The organism is Curtobacterium poinsettiae (genome assembly GCF_047226435.1).
Classification (GTDB): domain Bacteria; phylum Actinomycetota; class Actinomycetes; order Actinomycetales; family Microbacteriaceae; genus Curtobacterium; species Curtobacterium poinsettiae.
This window is the reverse complement of record NZ_CP178434.1, coordinates 1,876,049-1,898,010: the sequence shown is the minus strand read 5'-3', so window position 1 is coordinate 1,898,010 and position 21,962 is coordinate 1,876,049. Positions and strand designations below refer to the sequence as shown.

Below are 21,962 nucleotides of genomic sequence, written 5' to 3'. Positions count from 1 at the left end.
GTGAATGCGCCGGTACGGGATTGATGGGGCGTGGGACAGTGTTGTGGAGGGCAGACGAGCGAGAGGAGCACACACATGGCTGATCGGAGTCTCCGCGGCATGCGGCTCGGGAGTCAGAGTCTCCAGAGCGAAGAGGGCGTCGAGCTCTCGGATCGCAAGCGCGCGGTCTACCAGACGGATTCGGGTGAGACGTTCGACATCGTCTTCTCGGCTGATGCGGACGTCCCCCAGACCTGGTCGGAGCCCCGCTCCGGCCGCGAGGGCCGACTGCTCGGCGACGACGGGATCCCCGTCGAGGTCGCCGAAGAGGACGTGAAGGCACCCCGCACCCACTGGGACATGCTGCTCGAGCGCCGCTCGCGCGAGGAACTCGAGGAGCTCCTCGAAGAGCGCCTGCAGGTCCTCCGCGCACGACGCGGCGCCTGACACCCCACGCACGAACGACGACGCCCGCCTCGGTTCCCCGGGGCGGGCGTCGTCGTTCGTTCGTGCCGACGTGTCAGCGCCGACCGGAGCCGTCGCTCGTCCGGTGACCGGAAGCGTCGTCGCCCGGCGTCGTCGGAGTGTCCTCGACCTGCTCGGCGGTCGCGTCATCGGCGGCCGCGATGTGGGCGTCGACGCTGCGGTTCGACTCGGCCAGACGCGCGTCGAGCTCGGACTCGGGGACGATGTCGGCGGCGGTGGCGTCCGCGCGCGGCATCGTCGTGTCGGCGGATCCGCCCGCGGCGGTGTTCGCCAGGCTCTCGTTCGCGAGCTTCGAGATACGGGACAGGAAGTCCGCGCCACCGGCAGCACCTGCAGCACCGGCGACCGGTCCGGCGCCGCCACCACCGCGGCTGGCGCTGAAGCCCTTGGCGATGCCGGACAGGGCCTCGGTGAACTCGCTCGGGATCATCCAGAGCTTGTTCGACGTGCCCTCCGCGATCTTCGGCAGGGTCTGCAGGTACTGGTAGGACAGCAGCTTCTCGTCGGGGTCACCGGTGTGGATCGCCTCGAACACGGTCGCGATGGCCTGGGCTTCACCTTCGGCACGCAGGACCTGCGCCTTGGCGTCACCCTCGGCCGCCAGGATCGCGGCCTGCCGCTGGCCCTCGGCCTCGAGGATCTGGGACTGCTTGGTGCCCTCGGCCTGCAGGATCGCGGCACGACGGCTGCGCTCGGCACGGAGCTGCTGTTCCATGGCGTCCTGGATGGACACGGGCGGCTCGATCGCCTTGAGCTCGACTCGGCCGACGCGGATGCCCCACTTGCCGGTCGCTTCGTCGAGGACGACGCGCAGCTGGCCGTTGATGTTGTCGCGGCTGGTCAGGGCCTCTTCGAGGTTCAGGCCACCGACCACGTTGCGGAGCGTCGTGGTGGTGAGCTGCTCGACGGCGCCGAGGTAGTTCGCGATCTCGTAGGTCGCCGCACGGGCGTCGGTCACCTGGAAGTAGACGACCGTGTCGATCGAGACCACCAGGTTGTCCTCGGTGATCACGGGCTGCGGCGGGAACGAGACGACCTGCTCGCGCATGTCGAGCAGCGGCCGCAGACGGTCGATGAACGGCACCAGGAGGTTCAACCCCGGATTGAGGGTCTTGTGGTACTTGCCGAGACGTTCGACGACGCCCGCGGTGGCCTGGGGGACGATGCGGATCGCCTTCGCCAGGACGACGATCACGAAGATGACGACGACGAGGATGAGGACGAGCAGTGCGATCGTCCCCGGGGAGATGCTGGTCACGAGGTGGCCCTTTCTGCGAGGCGTACGACCGCGGTCGACCCCTCAATCGACTCGACGACCACAGGGGTCCCGAGTGGCGGTGTGCGGTCGACGGAGTCCGCGGCGAACCGCGCGCTCCAGGTCTCGCCGTTGGCCAGGCGGACCTGGCCAGGGCTGGAAGCGGTGAAGGCGACCGCGACCGTGCCGGCGAGCCCGATGAGGCCCTCGACGTTGGTGCGGTGCGGGTCGGCGCCACGGCCGAGGGCGACGAGCAGTCGAGGTCGGACGAGCGACAGCAGCACCAGGGCGGCCACCGCGGCGACGATGGCGGACAGCCACCACGGTGCGCCCAGGAGCGCGGCGACCAACCCGCCGGCGGCGCCCGCCGCGAGCATGATGAAGATGAAGTCGAGAGTGAAGATCTCGACCACGCCCAGGAGCAACACCAGGCCGATCCAGACGATGCTCTGGATCCAATCGATTCCGTTCACGCGATCTCCCTCCCTCGGTCGCGCGCGGCGGCTCGCTGCGTCGCGACAGCCGGTACAACTCCGTTCAACATATCAAGGACGTCCGACGACCGTGCAGGCGATTGGTAGGCTCGGTGCGCCCGACCGGCCGGAACCAGACCTGGAGAACACGACTGTGAGCAACCCCCTCGCCCCCGGATCCCTCACCGACAAGCGCGCCGTCGTCACCGGTTCGTCCCGTGGCATCGGCGCCGACACCGTCGGGTACCTGGCCGAGGCCGGCGCGAAGGTCGTCGTGAACTACCGCAACAAGGCCAGGCGGGCCGAGCAGATCGCCGAGAAGATCGTCGAGTCCGGTGGCTCCGCCCTGGCCGTCGGCGCCGACCTCACCGAGCACGACTCCGTGCAGGCCCTGGTCGACACGGTCGTGCGGGAGTGGGGCGGCATCGACCTGCTCGTGCTCAACGCTTCGGGCGGCATGGAGTCCGGTGTCGGCGAGGACTACGCGCTCCGCCTGAACCGCGACGCCCAGGTCGACATGCTGCAGACCGCCGTGCCGCACATGCCTGCCGGGTCGCGCGTGGTCTTCGTCACGAGCCACCAGGCGCACTTCGTCGAGACCGCCGAGACGATGGACGAGTACGTCCCGGTCGCCAAGAGCAAGCGTGCCGGGGAACTCGCCCTCCGTGCGCTCATCCCGCAGCTCGAGGCCGCGGGCATCGAGTTCGTCGTCGTCTCCGGCGACATGATCGAGGGCACGATCACCGCGACGCTCCTGAACCGCCTGAACCCCGGCGCGATCGAGGGCCGTCGGCAAGAGGTCGGCAAACTATACAGCGTCTCCGAGTTCGCGGCCGAGATCGCCCTGGCCGCCGTCGAGCCGATCCCCGCCGACCACACCAAGCTGGTCGGCGACGTCAGCGGATTCGTCGGCTAACGTCGGGCGGGTGACCGCCAAGCCCGGCCTGCGCCGCACCTCCCGCATCCTGCTGCTCGACCCCCGGGGTCGCGTGTTCCTGATGGACACGAAGTCGCCCTCGTCCGACGGTGCGCACCGCTGGATCACGCCGGGTGGCGGCGTCGACCCGGGGGAGTCCCACCGCGACGCCGCGATCCGCGAGCTGCGCGAGGAGACCGGGATCGTCATCGACGAACCCGGCGAACCGGTCTGGTCGTGGGATTTCACCGTCGACTGGGACCTCGCTGACCACGACCGTGGGCACGCCGAGTTCTACGTCGTCCGCACGCCGGGCTTCGAGTTGTCCGACGCCGAGTGGACCGACGACGAACGCGTCGACATCCTCGCCTCGCGCTGGTGGACGGCGGACGAGCTCGAAGCGACCGACGAGGCGTTCGAACCCGCAGAGCTGCCGGACCTGGTGCGCCGTCACGGCGCCTGAGCACCCCACCACGGCCTGACGGCCGACCCATCAGCGGACGGGAGGCCCGTGGCGGCCCCGCCACGGGCCTCCCGTCGGTACGCTGACCCGCATGGACACCGATCCGGTCGACGACGACCCCGCCGGTCCCGTCGTGCACCCTGCCGACCGGCACGACCGGATCCGCGTGCGCGGAGCGCGCGCCAACAACCTGCGCGACGTCGACGTGGACCTGCCGAAGCGCCGGCTCACGGTGTTCACCGGGGTCTCCGGCTCGGGCAAGAGCTCGCTCGTGTTCGGCACCGTCGCCGCCGAGTCGCAGCGGATGATCAACGAGACCTACAGCGCGTTCGTGCAGGGGTTCATGCCCTCGCTCGCGCGTCCCGACGTCGACCTGCTCGACGGCCTGACCACCGCGATCGTCGTCGACCAGGAGCGCATCGGCGCCGACCCGCGCTCCACCGTCGGCACCGCGACGGACGCGAACGCGATGCTGCGCGTGCTGTTCAGCCGACTCGGTCAGCCGCACGTCGGCGGACCGAACGCGTTCTCGTTCAACCTCGCCACCGTGACGGCCGGGGGAGCGATCACGGTGCAGAAGGGTGCGGACGCGAAGGCCCAGAAGGTCTCGTTCACGCGGCTCGGCGGCATGTGCGCGGACTGCGAGGGTCGGGGCCTGGTGAACGACATCGACCTGACGCAGCTGTTCGACGAGACGAAGTCGCTCGGGGACGGCGCGCTCACGATCCCCGGGTACGGGACCGACGGGTGGAACGTGCGGCTGTACGCCGAGTCGGGCTACTTCGACCGGGACACCCCGATCCGCGACTTCACCGAGCAGGAGCGGCAGGACTTCCTGTACCGCGAGCCGACGAAGCAGAAGATCGCCGGCATCAACATGACCTACGAGGGGCTCGTGCACCGGGTCCGCAGATCGTTCCTGCAGAAGGACCGCGAGGCGATGCAGCCGCACATCCGGGCCTTCGTCGACCGTGCGGTGACCTTCACGACGTGTCCGGCCTGCGACGGCACCCGGTTGAACGACACCGCCCGCTCGTCGAAGGTCGCGGGCCGCAGCATCGCCGACGTCTGCGCGATGCAGGTCACCGACACCGTCACCTGGCTGCGGGGTCTGGACGACCCGGGGGTCGGGCCGTTGCTCGAGGGGCTCCGTGACCTGCTCGAGTCCTTCGTCGAGATCGGACTCGGCTACCTGTCGCTCGACCGTCCGACCGGCACGTTGTCCGGGGGAGAAGGGCAGCGCGTGAAGATGGTGAAGCACCTCGGCTCCTCACTCAGCGACGTCACGTACGTCTTCGACGAGCCGAGCACGGGGCTGCACCCGCACGACATCGAGCGGATGAACGAGCTGCTCGTCCGGTTGCGCGACAAGGGCAACACCGTCCTGGTCGTCGAGCACAAGCCCGAGGTCATCGCGATCGCCGACCACGTCGTCGACCTCGGACCCGGTGCCGGTTCCGGCGGTGGGACGCTCTGCTACCAGGGGTCCGTCGACGGGCTGCGCGCCAGCGGGACCGTGACCGGTCAGCACCTGGACGACCGCGTCACCGTGAAGTCCGACGTCCGTCGTCCGGACGGAGCGATCGCGATCCGCGGCGCGTCGGCCCACAACCTGCACGACGTCGACGTGGACGTCCCCACCGGGGTGCTCACCGTCGTCACTGGGGTCGCCGGTTCCGGCAAGAGCACACTCATCCACGGGTCGCTGGCTCGGCGCGACGACGTGGTCGCCATCGACCAGAGCGGTATCCGGGGCTCACGACGGAGCAACCCGGCGACCTACACCGGCCTGCTCGAACCGATCCGCAAGGCGTTCGCGAAGGCCAACGGCGTCAAGCCCGCACTGTTCAGCGCCAACTCCGAGGGCGCCTGCCCGGCGTGCAACGGTGCCGGTGTCGTGTACACCGACCTCGGCATGATGGCGGGCGTCGCGAGCCCCTGCGTCGAGTGCGACGGCAAGCGGTTCGACCAGGCCGTGCTCGGCTACCACCTGGGCGGGAAGGACATCAGCGAGGTGCTCGGCATGTCCGTCGCCGACGCGTTGGCGTTCTTCGCGGCGGGGGCGTCCGCACTGCCAGCCGCCCACACGATCCTCGCCCGGCTCGCAGACGTGGGGCTCGGCTACCTGACGATCGGACAGCCGCTCACCACGTTGTCCGGGGGAGAGCGGCAGCGGCTCAAGCTCGCGACGCACCTCGGTGACCGGGGCGGTGTGGTGGTGCTCGACGAGCCGACCGCGGGCCTGCACCTGGCCGACGTCGAGCAGCTGCTCGGCCTGCTCGACCGGCTCGTCGACGCCGGCCGTACGGTCGTCGTGATCGAGCACCACCAGGCCGTGATGGCGCACGCTGACTGGATCATCGACCTCGGGCCGGGCGCCGGGCACGACGGCGGGCGCATCGTGTTCGAGGGGACGCCCGCTGCACTCGTGGCGGCCCGGTCGACGCTGACCGGGCAGCACCTGGCGGCGTACGTCGGAACCTGAGCCGGGGGACAGGTTCGGACGGTGAATCTGGGCACCAGCCGTGTGCGAGGACTACTGTTCTGACCGACGCTCACGATCGGCTACCCGGCCTGGATCAGCGTCCTGACCAGAAGGAGCTCCACCATGTCCAACCCCGGCAACGCACCCGCGACCAACAGCGGCAACGGAATCGCCGTCGGTTCGCTCGTCCTCGGCATCGTCGGCGTCGTCTTCTCGTTCCTCTTCGTGTGGGTCGGACTCATCGCCAGCATCATCGGCCTGGTCCTGGGCTTCGTCGCCCGTCGTCGCAACGCCGGTACCCGAGGCATGGTGCTCGCCGGCATCATCCTGAGTGTCATCGGCCTCGTGCTCTCGATCATCTTCATCATCGTCGCTCTGACGATCGTCGTTCCCGCGATGAACAACTGAGGCTGATCGCCGCATGACAGCGGGCGCGTGGCGGAGTCGCCACGCGCCCGCTGTCGATCTCCGGCGCCGCTGGTACGTGTCCAGGAACCCGGGCGTACCGTCCGGCGCATGAGCTACAGCCAGCCTGACCCAGCCGAAGAGACCACCCAGAGCGAGTCGCCGGAGCAGCCCGACACCGACCAGGGGAACCTGGAGGAACAGGGCGGCGAGCCGGCAGCGCTCGAGATCGACGCCGACGACGTCCCGACGAAGCCCGCCGACTGACGCCGTCGTCATCCAGTGAGCAGAAGAGGTCGAGTCCGGAGAACGGACCCGACCTTTTCTGCTCACTCAGCGCCGATCGGGTGTCCATGTGCGCGCCGATAATGCATATTATGTCAACTCAGGTGGACCGGACTCCAGAACGCCCCGCCTCCACCGGTCACAGTTCCCGACAGACGGATGCGGCAAGGACCAGCATGTTGACCTTCGCATCCGGGTCGTCACCGGCGTAGCTGACGTACACGGTCGGCGAGGTCCGGCCTCCTGAGAACCGCACCTGGGTCCACGTGCTCCGGCCCCGGTCGTCGCCACGGCGGCTGATGTCGTACCGCGTCCAAACCCGCTCGGCGTTGTCGAGCACTGTCCGTGGCGTCACTGCAGACGTGCTCGACAGGTTCACTTCCCGGCGGATCCCAGCATCACCGGTGGTGAAGCCGAGGACGTCGGTGTTCGAGCAGACGGAGTCGCCGGTCAGTTCCCCGAACGGCGCAGGCCGGGACTCCCCCTCGTCGTAGTAGTCCTTCCACTGCGACAAGCCACCGTTCGCCTCCATGAACGCGTTCACGACAGCGACGGTCCGTTCGTCCTGCTGGGTGGCGACGGCATCGGACGCGATGTACGGCCGGTGGCCTTGGCAGGCGGCAACGATGAGCACGAACACCGTCATGAAGACCGTACCGATCACCAGGTTCTTCACGGTCCGTCGACGACGAGCGGCGCGTCCCTCGAGCGTGTCGTCTTCCATGGCGCCCCTTCCCCCGCGGTTCAGCATGCCAGACAGGACGCGGGGCCGGCGCACCGTCAGAACGTCGCGACGGTCATCCCCGGAGAAGTGGCTGGCCGGTCCATCGCGACGAGCGCCTCGGGCAGGTCGTCGAAGCCGATGGTGCGGCCGATCGTCTCCTCCGGCCGGAGCCGCCCACTGACGACGGCGTCGAGCATCGCGCCGTACTCCCCGACCGCTGCGCCGTGACTGCCGAGCAGTTCGAGCTCGTCGGCGATGACCCGTCCCATCGGGATCGCCGGCGTTGCTTCGTCGTCGAGCAGCAGCCCGACCTGCACGTGTCGGCCGCGCGGACGCAGGGATGCAACCGCCGCGACCGAGGTGGCACGGCTGCCGTAGGCGTCGATCGACAGGTGCGCTCCCCCGGCGGTGCGGGAGCGAACCGTGGTCACCGCACCGGCGTCCATCAGCACCGTGTCGGCACCCAGTGCTGCGGCCCGTTCGAGCGCCGCCGCGGAGACGTCCACGGCGAGCACGTGCGCGCCGGCGGCCACGGCGACCATGATCGCCGACAGCCCGACTCCCCCGCAGCCGTAGACCACGACCCACTCCCCTGCGCTCACCCGCCCGCGGGCGTGCAGGGCGTGGAACGCGGTGCCGAAGCGGCAGCCCAGTGCCGCTGCCACCGTGAACTCCACGGCATCGGGCAGGGCGACGAGGTTCAGATCGGCGTGCGGGACCACCAGTGACTCCGCGTAGGACCCCTGCAGGTCGAAGCCGGGCTGCTGCTGGGCGGTGCACACCTGGGTCGCGCCGTCGAGGCACTCGGCGCAGGTGCCGCAGGCGAACACGAACGGGGCCGTGACCCGGTCGCCGACGGCGAAGCGCTGCACGTCGGTGCCGATCGACGCGACGACGCCGGCGAACTCGTGGCCGGGCACGTGCGGCAGCCGGACCGAGTCGTCGTGGCCCTTCCACGCGTGCCAGTCACTTCGGCAGACACCGGTGGCAGCCACCCGCACGACGACACCGTGGTCCGGGGCGACGGGCTCCGGCAGGTCGACGATCGAGGGGACGGAACCGAACTGGGCGTACTGGACGGCGCGCATGCCGCCATCCTGACAGACGGCGTCGAAGGACGACGGAGCCCCGACCCCGGAGGTCAGGACTCCGCCGCATCGTCGTGCTGCCGGTGACGGATCAGCGCTGTCGCCGCTGGTTCCGGTTCGTTCCGAGCATCGCGGCCCCGAGCGCCAGCAGCAGGAGTGCGACGCCGAGGACGAGCGGCGTCCCCGACGTGCCGGTGAAGGCGAGCCCCTGGACGCCCCCGCGCGCTCCGGGCGACGGCGCCACAGTCGGAACGGCCGTCGATCCGGACCCGCCCCCGGGCCCGGAGCCGGGGCCCGTGCCGGCGCCGGGAACCGTTCCGGGGTCGGGCCCGGGTTCCGGTTCGGGATCCGACGGCGAGTCACCGAGCAGCAGCCCGGCATCGACGGTGCGGTCGCGGGTGATGGATTCCTTCGCGCCTTCGTCGGAGCGTTCCCACGCGATCGAGACCGCGGGCGTCTCGCCGTCCTGGCCGGCGTCCGAGTCGATGGTGCCGTCGGTGCCGACGTGCTCCTTCGTGAACCGACGGCCGTCCGGAGCCGTGAAGGCCACGACGTAGTCCCCCGGGCGGAGTCCGTCGAAGGAGTACTCCCCATCGGGTCCGGACCTGGTCGCGCGTGCGACGTCGGTTCCGCGGTCGTCGACGCCGGACAGTCGGATCGGCACGCCGTCGATGCCCGGTTCGTCGGAACCCTGGAGGCCGTCGTCGTTGCTGTCCGTCCACACCCGGTTTCCGATGCTGCCGGCGACCACCCGCACGGTGGCGCGGTTCGACAGCGCGGCGAGTTCGAGGTTCGAGGCGCGGAGCCCGAAGCGGTTCGTGTAGGTGTCGCCGTCCCGCTCCCCGTGGGTCCGCAGCACGACGTGGTGTCGGACCGTCTGTCCAGGCGCGACACCGCCGGTCCGTTCGATCCGCACGGCGGTGACGTCGGCGAGTTCCGCGGATCCGCACGCGGGGTCGCCGAGGTCTGCCGCCGCGCACCAGAGCGTGCTGCCGCCCGGCTGGTTGGACGCTGCCGTGCCGTCGAGCGAGATCGAGGCCGGATCGCTGGTGGTGTAGCGCACGGTCTCACCGGCGCCGGGCGCGACGTCGACGCGGTCGGCCAGCGAGACGGTCCCGTGGAAGGCGGAGCCCTGGGGGTCGCCTCGGTGCGGCAGGACGTCGATGACGTCGAGCCCGCTGATGCTCCGGGCGTCGCGGTTCGTGTAGAGCAGGTCCCACTCGAGCTGGTCCCCCGTCGCGACGACCGGTTCGGTCGCCACCTTCTCCACGCCGACACCGACTGCGGCGACGACCTGCACCGCTCGTTGGGTGTCGCGGCGGAACGCTTCGGAGCGGTCCGTCGGCGAGGCGATGGTCGCGTAGTTCTGCACCGGTCCGGCAGGCGCGAGACTCGACACCTGCAGCTCGTAGGTGATCGGCGGGATCCTCGTGTTCGGCTGCAGGCCGTCGAGCGTCCACGTGAGGCGCTGGCGGAGGTTGCCGGCGTTGTCCGTGATCGTGTCGCGCTCGGCCGGCCTGGACGCACTCTCGGGGATGTAGTCGGTGTGCATCGGCAGCACGTCGCGGACCGTCACGGTGGTCGCTTGCCCACCGGAGTGGCCGTTGGTGAGTGTCGGGTAGAGGGCGTACTCGAGGGTGCTCCCGGACCCGACGAAGCTCGTCTTGTCCGGTGTGTCCTCCGCGGTCGTGCCCGGGTCGACGATCTTCTTCCTGATGCGTGCCAGGTTCTCCGTGATCACGACGCTGTCGGCCATCGCTCCGGCACCGTTCTCCGGCCGGGCCGTGTCGTGGGTCCAGACGTCGGTGTGTTCGCCGAGCAGGGCGTGTCCGAAGTCGTACGCGCGGGTCCCCGAGGGTGCGTCGGCCACTGCGACGTACGTGTGCAGCACCGCTCTCGCCCCACCGTCGACGTCGCCGAGCGCGCGCACGGCGCCGACCGCGGCGCGACCGCCCGGAACCTCGTCCGGGCTGGCGAACCACGGTCCGTCGTCATCGCCGCACGTGTGGTCCTGCCCGGCCGCGGGGTTCGTCATGTCGTAGGCCGCGTACTCGATGCGCGGCCTGCTCAACCCGCTGGTCCACGCCGTCGCGCCCGGGGTGCCCCCGCGGGCGAGGCGCTGGGTCCCGCGATCGAAGGTGTCGCAGAGGATCGTGCCGGTCCAGCGGCTGTACCCGTCGTTGAGGACGGTGACGTCGCTCCGCAGGACCTGCCCCTGCGTCACCCATGGATCGCCCGCGCGGGCGGAACCCTCGACGGTGGTGCCGGCGCTGTCGATCACGCGCCAGAGTCGCTTGCCGGCGGTGCCGGACCCGACACCCACCAGGTTGCGCGACGTGCTGTTGTCGGCGAGGGGCTCCTCGCTGCCGGGGTAGTTCTGTGCGCCACTCGCCGACGTGGTCTGCAGAGCCGAGTACCGGTTGGTCGACAGGACCGAGCCCGGCGGGTAGGGCAGCCAGAGGCTCAGGTAGCCCGAGACGAAGTACGCCCTGGTGCCACCCGTGACCGGGCCGCCGCTGAGCGACTGGGTGGGGATGCGGCCCGGGTCGGTGACGGTGTCCGTGATCGTCACGTCGACGTCCGCGCCGGGCGAGGACTGCGCGCAGACGATGGTCCCCGAGTCGACCACGCTGCGCGGCCCGCCACCCCGTCCGCCCGGCAGGCCGTCGAAGCGCCAGGCGTTCGTTGCGTTCACGCCGCAGGCAGGCGCGGTCCCGTTCCACAGCACGGCGGTCGACGGCAGGTCGCCGAGGATCTCGGACACGTCGTCGGTGAAGGTCATCGGGCCGGTGCTCGCTTCGAACCCGAGCAGGCCCTGTCCGGCGACGACGGGCTCCCAGTTGACCGCGATCGGGTAGACGAGACGCAGGCCTCGCTCGCCGTCGGGACCGATGACGTCAGGGGTGAGCGAGGACCCGACGACGTCCTTGCTCAGGTTGTAGCGCGCGGCTGCCGAGACCGTCACGGTCGGCGCGACTGCCGTCACGACGCCGTTGTCCGCGTTGTCCGCCGTGGCTTCGACCGTGACCTCGATCTCGTCGCCGTGCCGCATGGTGCCGGAGACGTCGAGCACGACGGGGACCTCGACGAGGTTGCCCTCGGTCAGGTCACCGACCGAGCAGGTGAGTCGCTGCCCGTCGATGCGCGACGCTGGCCCGGTGCACGGCTTCGGCAGCCCCGCCCAGGTCGTGCCGGCCGGAGCGGTCACGACGAACCGTTGGTTGACGCTGTCGCCGTCGTTCACGCTCATCTCGACGCTGTACGTGATCGCGTCGAGTGTCCGCACGATGCCGTTCGTTCCGCTCGAGTCGCCCCCGGGCCGGTCGTCCGGGGTGAACGGGCCGTTGCCGTCCTTGGCGACCTTCGCAGCGAGACCGACCGTCCCTGCCGGACGGACGGTCGACGTCGCAGGGTCCGTCGTGGCCGTGCCCACCGCTCCCCCGGCCGGGGTCGCGCCCGCGGGGGCGGCGGCGGTGAGCGGGAGCGTCAGCGACAACGCCGTGGCGACGACAGCTCGGATCGGGATGCGTGTTCGCATGGGACTCCTCGTGCGGGCGGGTGCAGGGTGCACCCACTGCCCAGGAGTGTAGGAATCCATCTGGAATGCTGCAATGAATATTTCGTATTCGTTTTGGATCAGACTCGGGCGGCATCGAGGACCGGTCCACCGGATCCCGATCGGACGTCGCCCCGCGGCCGCGTCTCCGGTTGACTGGGACGATGACGGATCTGCGCTTCTCCACCGACCCCGCCGACCTCGACGTGGACCGCGTGCACCGCTGGCTCAGCGAGGAGTCGTACTGGGCGCGCGGGCGCGACCGGGCGACCCAGGACGCGATCATCGCCGGTTCCCGGAACTTCGGCGTCTACGACGCGGTGACCGGCGAGCAGCTCGGCTACGCGCGGGTGGTCACCGACGGTGTCACGTTCGGCTGGCTCTCGGACGTCTTCGTCGCCCCAGGGGCCCGGGGTCGGGGCGTCGGGGTCGCCCTGGTGCGCGGGGTGACCGAGGCGGTCGAGGCCCTCGGACTGAAGCGCTTCGCCCTGTTCACCGCGGACGCCCACGGCCTGTACGAGCGGTTCGGGTTCCGGCCGCTGCCCGATCCGGAGGGGTGGATGATGCGGCCCGGCCCGGGCTTCGGCGACGACGTGCACGACTGACGGAGCGCCGCCCTCAGTACTCGATGCGTCCCTCGCGGTTGTGGAACTCCCCCGTCGGCCCCTCGGTGCCGATCGTCGCGAGCGCGACCGTGGCGTCGGTGCCCTCGGTGATCGTCTGGTGCCCGCCGAACCCGTTGAACGCCGTCGCGGTGTAGCCCGGGTCGCTCGCGTTCACCCGGAACCCGGGCAGGTTCTTCGCGTACTGCACGGTCAACGCGATCACGGCCGCCTTCGACGCCGCGTACGGCACGGCCGGCACCCCGTACTCGTCGTGCCCGGGCGTGGTGAGCCAGCGTGGGAAGCCGACCCCCGACGCGACGTTCACGATGACGGGTGCTGCCGAGCGTCGCAGCAGGGGCAGCGCGGCCTGGGTCACCCGGACGATGCCGGTGACGTTGGTGTCGAGGACGGTCGCCATCGCGTCCGCGTCGAGGTCGTCGACCCCGAACGAGTCGCCGAGGATCCCGGCGTTGTTCACCAGCACGTCCAAGGACGGGATCGTGGCGATCGCCTCGTCGATGCTGGCCTGGTCGGTCACGTCCAGCTGCACGACGTGGGCGCCGAGCGCCCGGGCGTCGTCGCCGCTGGCCGGGTCGCGCATGCCGGCGTGGACGGTGTGGCCGGCTTCGATCAGTCGGCGTGCGGTCTCGAGTCCGAGGCTGCGGTTGGCCCCGGTGATCAGTGTCGTCGTCATGTGCCCAGCCTGCCCCAGCCGGCCCGGCTGCCCCAGGCACGGTGCGACGGTGGGACCGGCAGTACCAGGACGGACTGGAGGCGCGGGGCGATGATGGTGGACATGAGCGAGTTCGCGAACGTGTTGCGTTCCTGGCGTGACCGGGTGCGTCCCGAGGCGGTCGGCCTGCCGGCCGGCCCCGGCAGACGGACCCCGGGCCTCCGCCGCGAGGAACTCGCCGCCCTGGCGGGCGTGAGCGTGGACTACGTCGTCCGCCTCGAGCAAGGCCGGGCGACGAACCCGTCGCCGCAGCTGCTCGCGTCGCTCGCGACGGCGCTCCGGCTGTCGTCCGAGGAGCGGGACCACCTGTGCCGGGTGGCCGGCGTCGCCCCGCCGTCCCGTCAGGTGGTGCCGCGGCACGTCACGCCCGGCGTGCAGCGTCTGGTGGACCGACTCGGCGACGTGCCGCTCGCGGTGTTCACGGCGACGCACGACATCGCGCTCTGGAACGACCTGTGGGCCGCGGTGAACGGCGATCCGACGCGGTACGTCGGCCTCGACCGCAACCTGGTCTGGCGGCACTTCACCAAGGCGCGCGACGGGGTGGACTGGGACGAGGAGCACCAGGAGGAGTTCTCGAGTGACCTCGCCGCCGATCTGCGGCAGGCGTACGGGCGCTACCCCGGCGACCGTGACCTGGCAGCACTCGTCGACCGGCTGCTGCGGGAGTCGCCGGAGTTCGCCCGCCGGTGGGAGACCGGCCGGATCGCCGAGCACCGTGCGAGCCGCAAGGTCGTGCACACGCCGGTCGGTCCGGTGGAGATCGACTGCGACGTGCTGACCGTGCCGGGTGGCGACCTGCGCATCGTCGTCTACACGGTCGTACCGGGCTCCGAGTCGGCCGCGAAGCTCGACCTGCTCCGGGTCACCGGCCTGCAGGAGCTCACGCCGCGGTGAACACCAGCGACGCGTTCTGACCGCCGAACCCGAACGAGTTGTTCAACGCCGCACCGAGCGGAGCCGTCCGCGCGGTGCCGGAGACGACGTCGAGGTCCACCGCGGGGTCGAGCTGGTCGAGGTTCAGGGTCGGCGGCACGGTCCCGGTCTCGAGTGCCCGCAGGGTCAGGATCGCCTCGACCGCCCCGGCCGCGCCGAACATGTGCCCGATCGCGCTCTTCGGTGCGGTGACCAGCGCTCCGGTGCCCACCGCACGGCTGATCGCGGTCGCCTCGCCGACGTCGCCGACCGGGGTGCCGGTCGCGTGCGCGTTCACGTGGTCGATGTCGCCCCCGGTGAGGCCCGCCATCCGGATCGCGGACCGCATGGCCCGTTCCTGCTCGCTGCCGTCGGTGCGCGGCGCGGTGATGTGGTGCGCGTCCGAGGTGATCCCCCACCCGGCGAGCGTGCCGTGCGACCGCTGCCCGCGTGCGGCGGCGTGGTCGGCACGCTCGAGCACGACGATGCCGGCGCCCTCGCCGAGGACGAAGCCGCGGCGGTCGGCGTCGAACGGCCTGGACAGGGTCGTCGGGTCGTCGCCGTCGGGCTTCGCGAGCGCCTGCGACTGCGCGAACGACGCCATGGTCACCGGGCTCACCGCGGCCTCGGTGCCGCCCGTGATGACGACGTCGGCCTCACCGGTCACGATGAGTCGCGCGGCGGTCGCGATGGCCTCGGCACCGGAGGCGCACGCCGACACCGTCGTGTATGCACCGCCCCGCGCCCCGTACGCGATGCTGATCTGCGCCGCGGCGCCGTTCGCCATGAGCATCGGCACCGTGCGCGGGGAGACCCGTCGGGCACCGGATGCTCCGAGCACGTCGTGCGCGTCGAGGAGCGTCTCCACGCCCCCGATCCCGGTGCCGATCACCACGGCGAGGCGGTCGCCCTCGACCGCGGGGGCACCCGCGTCCGTCCATGCTTCCTCCGCGGCGACGAGCGCGAGCTGCTGACTGCGGTCGAGGCGGTTCGCGCGGACCCGGCCCAGTGCCCCGTCGGCGTCGAGTGCCGCCTCGGCACCGACCCGGATCGGCACCTGTCCCCAGAGCGCTCCGTCGCGGTGCAGGGAGCGGACGCCGGAGCGACCGGCCACCAGGGCGTCCCAGAGCGGTGCGACGCCGTGGCCGAAGGGTGAGACCGTGCCGTAGCCGGTGATGACGATGTCCACGGGAACTCCTCTTGTACGTTGAACAAGTTGAGTTGTACCACGTACAATTCGGACATGGCAACCACTGTGGACGGCTCCGGCACGGCACGCGGCGCGGCGACGCGGGCGAGGATCCTCGCGGCGACGGCCGGACTGCTCAGCGCGGGCGCACGCACCGTCACCGTCAGCGAGGTCGCTCGGGCCGCGGGCGTGTACCCGAACCAGATCACGCACCACTACGGCTCGAAGGACCGCCTGGTGCTCGACGCCGCGTTCGCGCTGTTCCTCCGCGACACGACTCGGCTGCAGGTGGCCGGTCGTCGCGCTCGGTCGTCGGAGTCGTTCCGCCAGGTCCTCGCCCGCACCGCCCTCGCGATGCCGTCGACACCCCTCGTGGTCCGCGCGCTGGCGGCTGCGGGTGACGACACCGCCCAGCGGGAGCGCGTCCGACTGCTGCTCGCGGTGCTGTTCCGGCAGTCCGAACGCTACCTGGAGCGCGTCGTCGCCGACCAGGGATGGACGAGCCCCGGCGGCGTCGCCCGTGACGCCCGCACGTTCTGGAGCGCCGTGTTCGGTGCCACCCTGCTCGCCGACGCCGGGGTCACCGGCGGTCCCTCGGACCTCGACCTGGCGGGCACGGTCTCGATCCGGTGACCGGGGCGCGCACCGCCGCCGGGGACTCCCCCGGCGGCGGTGTCACTCGCCGAAGCCGGACCGGACCAGTTCGACCAGGGCGTCGACCGCGGCCTGCGCGTCCTGACCGGTCGCGTCGATCGACACCGTCGCGCCCTTCGGCAGCGCCAGGGCCATGATCGCGAGCAGGCTCTTCGCGTCCACACCGTTGACGTGCACGCTCGCGTCGTACTTCGCCGCCGTCTTGACGAACTCCGCGGCGGGCCGGGCGTGCAGCCCGGTCTCGTTCACCAGCTCGACCGACGCGCTGACGCGGTCTGCGCCGGCTGCGTCGCCGACGGGACCTGCCCCGTCGGCCGGCCCCGTGCCTCCAGGCTGGTCACCGGACGGACGGGAGGCGGTGCTCGCGTCCGCCTCGGAACCCGCGGCTGACGCCGCAGCGGCCAGGACCGCGTCGGCGTCCCCGCCCGTCTGGGCGGCGACCGCCGCGGCGACCGTGCCCTCGACCAGCGGGGCCGGCGACACGTGCACCCGTGCGCGGACGTCGTCGTCGAGGAAGTCGAGCGCGGTGTCGGTCGTCAGGTAGGCGGAGCCGAGGTCGCACAGCACCACGACGCCGTCGGCCCCGGCGAGTTCCTCGATGCCGGCGGTGATCGCCTCGAACGAGGTGCCGATGCCGCCGTCGTCGGTGCCGCCCGCGGCGACGAGTGGCACGTCCGCGGCCATCTGCCGGGCGAGCTCGACGGTGCCCGTCGCGATCGCAGCGCTGTGCGAGACGACGAGGATGCCGACGGTCACGCGGCGTCCACAGCTGCGCGCAGGATGTACGCGGTCGACTGCGCACCGGGGTCTCGGTACCCGATCGCGCGGTCGCCGAGGTAGCTCGCGCGGCCCTTGTGCGCCACGAGCGGCTCGGTGTCGGCGGCCCCCTGCGCTGCGGCGTCGGCTGCGGCGGCGAGCACGGCCTCCGGGTCGGCGCCGGCGCCGGCAGCCGCTGCGGCGGCGTCGACCGCAGGGCTCCACGCGTCGACCATCGTCTTGTCGCCGACGGCGGCCTTGCCGCGGGAGACCACACCGTCACGCGCGGCGGTCAGGACCGCGACCAGCGTGTCCGCGTCGAGCTCGGACGCGTCCCCTGCAGCCTGCGCGGCCTTCAGGTAGGCGGTGCCGAACAGCGGACCGGCCGCGCCGCCCACCGTCGAGATGAGCTTCGTCGCGACGGCCTTGAGGACGGCGCCCGGGGTGTCGAAGGAGCCGGCGTCGACGGCTTCGAGCACGGCGCGGAAGCCGCGGTCGAGGTTCTCGCCGTGGTCACCGTCCCCGATCTCGCGGTCGAGCGTGACCAGCTCGGCACGGTGTTCGTCGATCGTCGCGGCGGTGCGACGGACCCAGTCGATGGCCCATGCGGTGTCGAGCGCCAATGCGGTTCCCTTCGTGTGTCCGGCCCGGTGGGGTCCGGTGTCGTGGTCCGGTGGTCGAGCGTCCGTGGTCGGTTGCGGTTGCGGTTGCGGTCGCAGGCGCGGTCGCTCAGCGTCCCCAGCGCAGGGCCGGGGTCTCCACCGGGGCGTCCCAGAGGGCCGTGAGTTCGTCGTCGAGCACCGTGACGGTGAGCGAGAACCCCTGCATCTCGAGGGACGTGACGTAGTCGCCGACCAAACTACGCGTGACCCGGTAGCCGCGGTCGGAGAGCACCTCGGCGGCGCGTCGGTAGGCGATGTACAGCTCGGAGAGCGGTGTGCCGCCCATGCCGTTGACCAGCAGCAGCAGTGCCGATCCGGCCGGGGCGTCCAGGTCCGTCAGGATCGGTTCGAGCACGCGGTCGACCAGCTGGTCCGCCGGCGCCATCGCGATCCGCTCGCGGCCCGGCTCGCCGTGGATGCCGATGCCGAGCTCGACCTCGTCGTCAGCGAGTACGAAGGACGGCTCCCCCGCGTGCGGGACGGTGCCCGAGGCGAGCGCGAGCCCCATCGAGCGCGTGACGTCGTTGACGTGCCGGGCCACGGCGGCGACCGCGTCCAGATCGTCCCCGCGTTCCGCGGCGGCACCGGCGCACTTCTCCACCACGACGGTCCCGGCGACACCGCGACGACCGGCGGTGAACAGGGAGTCCTGCACGGCGACGTCGTCGTCCACCACAACGGACTCGACCCGGACGTCGTCCATCGCGGCCAGCTCTGCGGCGGTCTCGAAGTTCAGCACGTCGCCGGTGTAGTTCTTCACGATGTGCAGCACGCCGGCACCGCCGTCGACGGCCTTCGTCGCGGCGACGATCGGGTCGGGGGTCGGGCTCGTGAACACCGGACCGGGGACGGCGGCGTCGAGCATGCCGTACCCGACGAAGCCGGCGTGCAGTGGCTCGTGCCCGCTGCCACCACCGCTGACGATGCCGACCTTGCCGGCCACGGGGGCGTCGGCGCGGTGCAGGTGGATCGGGTCCTCGACCAGCACGACGTGTCCGGCGTGTGCCCGGGCGAACCCCCGGACGGTCTCCTCGACCACGGCCTGCGGGTCGTTGATGAGCTTCTTCATGCGGTGCCTCCACGGGTACGGGGTCGAGCCGTGGCGGTCACACCGCGCGTCGTCGACCGGAGTGCGCCCAATCTACATCGGCGGCACGGCCAGCCGTCCGGCGGGGATGCACGTTCGTGCAGCACACCGAGGACGCGTCACCGGCTCCGGATCGTGCTGGGGACACTCGCCCTGCACGTTCGTGCACGATCCCGCTCTCCGCTCACGAATTCACCACCCGGCCGTGAGCGTCGTCACTATGGTTGGCCTCAATCACTCAACGGGGAGTGCGGCGCAGCACGGCCGGACCCCCACCTCACGCACTGGAGGTCACCGATGGACGACATCGGCGTCAAGTTCCTGTCCGAGCTCGTCGGTACGGCGATGCTCATCATCCTGGGTGGCGGCGTCGTCGCCGCCGTCTCGCTGGCGAAGTCCAAGGGCTTCGGAGCCGGCTTCCTCATGGTCACGATCGGCTGGGGCTTCGCGGTCTTCGCCGGTGCCACCGTCGCCTACAAGTCCGGTGGCCAGCTCAATCCGGCCGTCAGCCTCGCGCAGGCGATCCTCGGCAAGATCACCGTCGGCGAGATGTTCCTCTTCTGGATCGCCCAGGTGATCGGTGCGGTCATCGGTGCCGTCATCGTCTGGCTCGCGTACAAGCAGCACTTCGACGAGGAGCCCGACGCGGCCGCCAAGCTCGGTGTCTTCTCGACCGGCCCCGCGATCCGCTCGTACGGCTGGAACCTCGTCACCGAGATCATCGGCACCTTCGTCCTGGTCTTCGTCGTCCTCGCCTTCACCAACGGCGGGACCCCCACGGACCTCGGCGCCATCCCCGTCGCCTTCCTCGTGATCGCGATCGGTGTCAGCCTCGGTGGCCCCACCGGCTACGCCATCAACCCGGCCCGTGACCTCGGCCCGCGCATCGCGCACGCCTTCCTGCCCATCAAGGGCAAGGGCTCGAGCGACTGGGCCTACGCCTGGGTGCCGGTCGTCGGACCCCTGATCGGTGGCGCCCTCGCTGCCGGCCTGTCCGTCGCCCTGCTGCCCGTCGTCAGCTGACCCACCCCCACCCCGAAGGCGTGAGCGGCCGTTCCGCACGACCGACCACGCAACCGCACCGAACACACCCGTAAGGAGCACCAATGGCCGACTACATCGTCGCCATCGACCAGGGCACGACCTCGACCCGAGCAATCGTGTTCGACCACTCCGGTTCGATCATCTCGACCGGGCAGAAGGAACACGAGCAGATCTTCCCGCGCGCCGGGTGGGTCGAGCACGACCCCGCCGAGATCTGGGACAACACCCGCGAGGTGATCGGTCAGGCACTGTCGCGTGCCGACATCACGCGCCACGACGTCGCAGCCGTCGGCATCACCAACCAGCGCGAGACCGCCGTCGTCTGGGACAAGACCACCGGCAAGCCGATCTACAACGCGATCGTCTGGCAGGACACCCGCACGCAGGCCCTCGTCGACAAGCTCGCCGACGGCGACACGGACAAGTACAAGGCCATCGTCGGCCTGCCGCTCGCGACCTACTTCGCCGGCACCAAGATCATGTGGATCCTCGAGAACGTCGAGGGTGCGCGTGAGAAGGCCGAAGCGGGCGACCTGCTCTTCGGCACCACCGACACCTGGGTCCTCTGGAACCTGACCGGTGGCGTCGACGGCGGCGTGCACAAGACCGACGTCACGAACGCGTCCCGCACGCTCTTCATGGACCTTGAGACGCTGCAGTGGCGCGACGACATCCTCGCCGACTTCGGTGTGCCGAAGTCGATGCTCCCCGAGATCGTCAGCTCCTCCGAGGTCTACGGCCACGTCGAGTCCTCGAGCCTGCTGCGCGAGGTCCCGATCGCCGGCATCCTCGGCGACCAGCAGGCCGCGACCTTCGGCCAGGCCGCGTTCGACCAGGGCGAGTCGAAGAACACCTACGGCACCGGCAACTTCCTGATCTTCAACACCGGTACCGAGATCGTCCGCTCCGAGAACGGCCTGCTCACCACCGTCGGCTACAAGCTCGGCGACCAGGAGACGCACTACGCCCTCGAGGGTTCGATCGCCGTCACGGGCTCGCTCATCCAGTGGCTCCGCGACAACCTCGGCCTGATCGGCAGCGCCCCGGAGGTCGAGGCCCTGGCCAAGACCGTCGAGGACAACGGCGGCGTGTACTTCGTGCCCGCGTTCTCCGGGCTCTTCGCGCCGTACTGGCGTCCCGATGCCCGCGGCGCGATCGTCGGCCTGACCCGCTTCGTCAACAAGGGCCACATCGCGCGTGCTGCCCTCGAGGCGACGGCGCTGCAGACCCGCGAGGTGCTCGACGCGGTCAACGCCGACTCCGGTGTGGACCTGACCGAGCTCAAGGTCGACGGCGGCATGACCGCGAACAGCGAGCTCATGCAGTTCCAGGCCGACATGCTCAACGTGCCGGTCGTCCGCCCGGTCGTCGCGGAGACGACGGCGCTCGGTGCGGCCTACGCCGCCGGTCTCGCGGTCGGCTTCTGGGCCAACCTCGACGAGCTCCGTGCCAACTGGCAGGAGGACAAGCGCTGGGAGCCGCAGCTCGACGCCGCCGAGCGCGAGCGGACGCTCCGCCTGTGGAAGAAGGCCGTCACGAAGACCTTCGACTGGGTCGACGAGGACGTGCAGTAACACCGCACGCGCACGCTGACCGCGTGCACTGATCGCACCGACGGGAGGCCCGGTGCCGGTTCCAGGAACCGGCACCGGGCCTCCTGTGCGTTGCGTCTCCTGCGGGTCGGTCGCGGTCGGCCTGCCGGCCCGTCGGCCCGTCGGCCCGTCGGCGCGTCGTCGGGTGGTTGCCGGTACGGCACGGTGCGGGTTTGTCCACCGGGTGCAGCGGTGACCGCCGGGTGCGCGCTCGTGGCGCAGCACCGAGCCGCCAGGCTCGCACCGGCTGGCGCACCGCGCACGGTGCGGCTCTCGCGGAAGCGGCACGGGATCGCGGACCGCGCACGGTGCGGACTGGAGGCGCGGGGCGGGCACACCACGGCCCTCCGGTCCGGCGTGGGGTCGCCGGTACGGCACGGTGCGGGTTTGCTCACCGGGTGCAGCGGTGACCGCCGGGTGCGCGCTCGTGGCGCAGCACCGAGCCGTCAGGCTCGCACCGGCTGGCGCACCGCGCACGGTGCGGCTCTCGCGGAAGCGGCACGGGATCGCGGACCGCGCACGGTGCGGACTGGAGGCGCGGGGCGGGCACACCACGGCCCTCCGGTCCGGCGTGGGGTCGCCGGTACGGCACGGTGCGGGTTTGCTCACC

21 protein-coding genes are annotated in these 21,962 nt (G+C 71.1%); 11 read left to right on the top strand and 10 right to left on the bottom strand.

The features are described 5' to 3' along the window. Window positions 1-75: 75 nt before the first annotated feature. Complete coding sequence (locus ACL00U_RS09035; protein ID WP_027465636.1) at window positions 76-426, top strand: RNA polymerase-binding protein RbpA; 351 nt, start codon at window positions 76-78, stop codon at window positions 424-426. A 73-nt stretch (window positions 427-499) separates the two neighbouring features. On the opposite strand, the gene ACL00U_RS09030 is transcribed toward ACL00U_RS09035, so the two are convergent. Continuing rightward, on the bottom strand, window positions 500-1,723 hold the full coding sequence (locus ACL00U_RS09030) for an SPFH domain-containing protein (RefSeq protein WP_017887316.1): 1,224 nt from the start codon (window positions 1,721-1,723) through the stop codon (window positions 500-502). Further along, window positions 1,720-2,193, bottom strand: a complete 474-nt coding sequence (locus ACL00U_RS09025) for an NfeD family protein (RefSeq protein ID WP_017887317.1) — start codon at window positions 2,191-2,193, stop codon at window positions 1,720-1,722. The genes ACL00U_RS09030 and ACL00U_RS09025 overlap by 4 nt, the downstream gene beginning before the upstream one ends. Before the next feature lie 154 nt (window positions 2,194-2,347). On the opposite strand from ACL00U_RS09025, the gene ACL00U_RS09020 reads away from it, so the two are divergent. The 5 genes from ACL00U_RS09020 to ACL00U_RS09000 all read left to right on the top strand — a co-directional run bounded on the left by ACL00U_RS09020 (window position 2,348) and on the right by ACL00U_RS09000 (window position 6,729). After that, a complete protein-coding gene (locus ACL00U_RS09020; RefSeq protein WP_056068678.1) occupies window positions 2,348-3,109 on the top strand; it encodes an SDR family oxidoreductase in 762 nt (253 codons plus the stop codon). Between the two features lie 10 nt (window positions 3,110-3,119). Next, the gene (locus ACL00U_RS09015) at window positions 3,120-3,572 is read left to right on the top strand and encodes an NUDIX hydrolase (RefSeq protein WP_412873314.1); all 453 of its coding nucleotides are present in this window, start codon (window positions 3,120-3,122) and stop codon (window positions 3,570-3,572) included. Between the two features lie 91 nt (window positions 3,573-3,663). Continuing rightward, entirely contained in the window at window positions 3,664-6,057 is a 2,394-nt protein-coding gene (locus ACL00U_RS09010; protein WP_412873313.1) for an ATP-binding cassette domain-containing protein, read from the top strand. Between the two features lie 123 nt (window positions 6,058-6,180). Beyond that, the gene (locus ACL00U_RS09005) at window positions 6,181-6,465 is read left to right on the top strand and encodes a DUF4190 domain-containing protein (RefSeq protein WP_017887321.1); all 285 of its coding nucleotides are present in this window, start codon (window positions 6,181-6,183) and stop codon (window positions 6,463-6,465) included. Between the two features lie 108 nt (window positions 6,466-6,573). Beyond that, window positions 6,574-6,729: a hypothetical protein gene (locus ACL00U_RS09000; RefSeq protein ID WP_017887322.1), complete on the top strand. Its 156-nt coding sequence runs from the start codon at window positions 6,574-6,576 to the stop codon at window positions 6,727-6,729. A 157-nt stretch (window positions 6,730-6,886) separates the two neighbouring features. Here ACL00U_RS09000 and ACL00U_RS08995 read toward each other — a convergent pair whose 3' ends face one another. From ACL00U_RS08995 to ACL00U_RS08985, 3 genes are all read right to left on the bottom strand, one after another. Continuing rightward, window positions 6,887-7,471, bottom strand: a complete 585-nt coding sequence (locus tag ACL00U_RS08995; protein WP_017887323.1) for a hypothetical protein — start codon at window positions 7,469-7,471, stop codon at window positions 6,887-6,889. Between the two features lie 56 nt (window positions 7,472-7,527). Next, window positions 7,528-8,559 (bottom strand): alcohol dehydrogenase catalytic domain-containing protein, encoded by a 1,032-nt coding sequence (locus tag ACL00U_RS08990; protein WP_140448058.1) that lies wholly within the window; start codon window positions 8,557-8,559, stop codon window positions 7,528-7,530. A 91-nt stretch (window positions 8,560-8,650) separates the two neighbouring features. After that, window positions 8,651-12,097, bottom strand: coding sequence for an SdrD B-like domain-containing protein (locus ACL00U_RS08985; protein WP_412873312.1), 3,447 nt, complete (start codon window positions 12,095-12,097; stop codon window positions 8,651-8,653). A gap of 182 nt (window positions 12,098-12,279) precedes the next feature. Here ACL00U_RS08985 and ACL00U_RS08980 point away from each other — a divergent pair, with 182 nt between their 5' ends. After that, entirely contained in the window at window positions 12,280-12,720 is a 441-nt protein-coding gene (locus ACL00U_RS08980) for a GNAT family N-acetyltransferase (RefSeq protein WP_017887325.1), read from the top strand. 13 nt (window positions 12,721-12,733) lie between these two features. Here the strand turns inward: ACL00U_RS08980 and ACL00U_RS08975 are convergent, their stop codons facing one another. After that, window positions 12,734-13,414: an SDR family NAD(P)-dependent oxidoreductase gene (locus ACL00U_RS08975; RefSeq protein WP_017887326.1), complete on the bottom strand. Its 681-nt coding sequence runs from the start codon at window positions 13,412-13,414 to the stop codon at window positions 12,734-12,736. 102 nt (window positions 13,415-13,516) lie between these two features. Between ACL00U_RS08975 and ACL00U_RS08970 the strand changes: the two genes are divergently transcribed. Continuing rightward, the gene (locus tag ACL00U_RS08970) at window positions 13,517-14,350 is read left to right on the top strand and encodes a helix-turn-helix domain-containing protein (protein ID WP_031259816.1); all 834 of its coding nucleotides are present in this window, start codon (window positions 13,517-13,519) and stop codon (window positions 14,348-14,350) included. On the opposite strand, the gene ACL00U_RS08965 is transcribed toward ACL00U_RS08970, so the two are convergent. Then, window positions 14,337-15,557, bottom strand: coding sequence for a beta-ketoacyl-[acyl-carrier-protein] synthase family protein (locus ACL00U_RS08965; protein ID WP_017887328.1), 1,221 nt, complete (start codon window positions 15,555-15,557; stop codon window positions 14,337-14,339). The two genes, ACL00U_RS08970 and ACL00U_RS08965, sit on opposite strands and share 14 nt — an antisense overlap. A 54-nt stretch (window positions 15,558-15,611) precedes the next feature. On the opposite strand from ACL00U_RS08965, the gene ACL00U_RS08960 reads away from it, so the two are divergent. Then, the gene (locus ACL00U_RS08960) at window positions 15,612-16,190 is read left to right on the top strand and encodes a TetR/AcrR family transcriptional regulator C-terminal domain-containing protein (protein ID WP_042537217.1); all 579 of its coding nucleotides are present in this window, start codon (window positions 15,612-15,614) and stop codon (window positions 16,188-16,190) included. 42 nt (window positions 16,191-16,232) lie between these two features. On the opposite strand, the gene dhaM is transcribed toward ACL00U_RS08960, so the two are convergent. The 3 genes from dhaM to dhaK form a co-directional block, all read right to left on the bottom strand. Further along, the gene (dhaM, locus tag ACL00U_RS08955) at window positions 16,233-16,967 is read right to left on the bottom strand and encodes a dihydroxyacetone kinase phosphoryl donor subunit DhaM (RefSeq protein WP_017887330.1); all 735 of its coding nucleotides are present in this window, start codon (window positions 16,965-16,967) and stop codon (window positions 16,233-16,235) included. Further along, the gene (gene dhaL / locus ACL00U_RS08950; protein WP_214519663.1) at window positions 16,964-17,590 is read right to left on the bottom strand and encodes a dihydroxyacetone kinase subunit DhaL; all 627 of its coding nucleotides are present in this window, start codon (window positions 17,588-17,590) and stop codon (window positions 16,964-16,966) included. The genes dhaM and dhaL overlap by 4 nt, the downstream gene beginning before the upstream one ends. A gap of 106 nt (window positions 17,591-17,696) precedes the next feature. After that, window positions 17,697-18,698: a dihydroxyacetone kinase subunit DhaK gene (gene dhaK, locus ACL00U_RS08945; RefSeq protein ID WP_071251603.1), complete on the bottom strand. Its 1,002-nt coding sequence runs from the start codon at window positions 18,696-18,698 to the stop codon at window positions 17,697-17,699. A gap of 315 nt (window positions 18,699-19,013) precedes the next feature. Here dhaK and ACL00U_RS08940 point away from each other — a divergent pair, with 315 nt between their 5' ends. Then, a complete protein-coding gene (locus ACL00U_RS08940) occupies window positions 19,014-19,739 on the top strand; it encodes an MIP/aquaporin family protein (RefSeq protein ID WP_017887333.1) in 726 nt (241 codons plus the stop codon). An 83-nt stretch (window positions 19,740-19,822) separates the two neighbouring features. Then, window positions 19,823-21,334: a glycerol kinase GlpK gene (gene glpK / locus ACL00U_RS08935; RefSeq protein WP_017887334.1), complete on the top strand. Its 1,512-nt coding sequence runs from the start codon at window positions 19,823-19,825 to the stop codon at window positions 21,332-21,334. Window positions 21,335-21,962: the final 628 nt, after the last annotated feature.